General features: G+C 69.9%; 1 protein-coding gene. It reads left to right on the top strand.

Going from position 1 to position 1,692, the window contains the following annotated elements:
- Nucleotides 1–208: 208 nt before the first annotated feature.
- Nucleotides 209–1,692: LCP family protein (locus ACWDO5_RS35680; RefSeq protein ID WP_450534674.1), on the top strand; the 1,484-nt coding region annotated here is incomplete at its 3' end.

Consider the following 1,692-nt stretch of genomic DNA (forward strand, 5'->3'; position numbering starts at 1 on the left):
CCTCACGGTCGCCGCCGGCTTCTACGCCATCTTCGCCATCGGCCTGGTCCCGATTCTGTCCTGACCCCACCCGGCGGCAGCCCCTCCCCGTCTGGCTGCCGCCGGCCCCGGGCCGCACCATGTGCGGCCATCACGTCTCCCGTTGCACCCCTCCCCGGCAGGAACCACTGCCGCGCCCGATGCGGGCGCCAGGACGATTGCGTGATCCATGACAGGCCAGCACCCCGCCCCCGACAGTTCCGACCGCCAGCCGGACGGGCCCCCGCTCCGCGCATCCCAGCGGCCCAGCCGCAGACGCGGCTCCAGCCCGTCCCGCAGCAGGGCCAAGCCCCGTGGGCGCAGCCGAAAGAAACTGCTCTGGGCACTCACCGCGTCGGTGGCGGTGCTGGCGGTGGCCGCCGCGGGCGCGGTGTATCTGCGGCTGAACGCCAACATCGATACCTTCGACGGCAAGGGCCTGAGCCACCAGCGCCCCCAGGACACCCCCGGCAACGCGCAGAACATCCTGCTCATCGGCTCCGACAGCCGCTCCGGTGACAACGCGAAGCTCGGCGGCGGCACCGACACGGTCGGGCGCTCCGACACCACGATCCTGCTCCACATCTACGCCGACCACCGCCACGCCGTTGGCGTGTCGATACCGCGGGACTCCCTCGTCGACATCCCGCCCTGCCTGCTGCCCGACGGAACCTGGACCGCCACCCGCCCGCGCACCATGTTCAACGCCGCGTTCTCCCTGGGAAACACCGCAGCCGGCAACCCGGCCTGCACCCAGAACACCGTCGAAGCGCTGACCGGGCTGCGTGTCGATCACACCGTCATCGTCAACTTCGCCGGCTTCGCCGCCATGACCGAGGCAGTTGGCGGCGTACCGGTCTGCCTGCCCGACGACATCTACCAGAACGACCTCAACCCCAACCGGCCCACGCAGGGCAAGCTCATCTACCGCAAGGGCGAACAGAAGGTCTCGGGCAAGGCAGCCCTGGACTATGTGCGGCTGCGTCACGGCATCGGCGACGGCTCCGACATCGGCCGCACCAAACGCCAGCAAGCCTTCATCTCCAGCCTCATCACCCAGGTCAAGAAGCAGGGCTTCAGCCCCACCACCCTGCTCCCCCTCGCCAACGCGGCCACCAAATCCCTCACCGTCGACCCCGACCTCGGCTCCGCCGACAAGCTCCTATCGTTCACGATGTCGCTGAAGAACATCGACCTCGCCAACATCCAGTTCCTCACCGCCCCCTGGCGCTACGACGGGGCCCGCATCGACCTCGTCCACCCCGACGTCGACACCCTCTGGGCCACCCTCAAAGCCGACCGCACCCTCGACGGCCACACCACCGGCCAGAAAACACCCGACCCCACCCCGGCACCCAGTGCGACACCGGTCGACGGAGCGGGCATCGCCGTCGCCGTCTACAACGGCACCACCACCAACGGCCTCGCCACCCGCGCCACCAACCTCCTGCGCGACCACCAGTTCACCGTCACCGGCACCGCAACCGCCCGCACACAGGACCACGCCACCACCGTCATCCAGTACGGCACCGGCCTCAAACCCCAGGCCCAGAAGCTTGCGGCGCTCTTCCCCGGCGCCGAACTCCAATCCCTCCCCGGCGCCCAGCTCAACCTCGTCACCGGCCAGGACTACGCCACCACCCCCACTGCATCCACCGCCCCGGCCGCACCCGC

This window comes from Streptomyces sp. NPDC000880, from assembly GCF_053599675.1.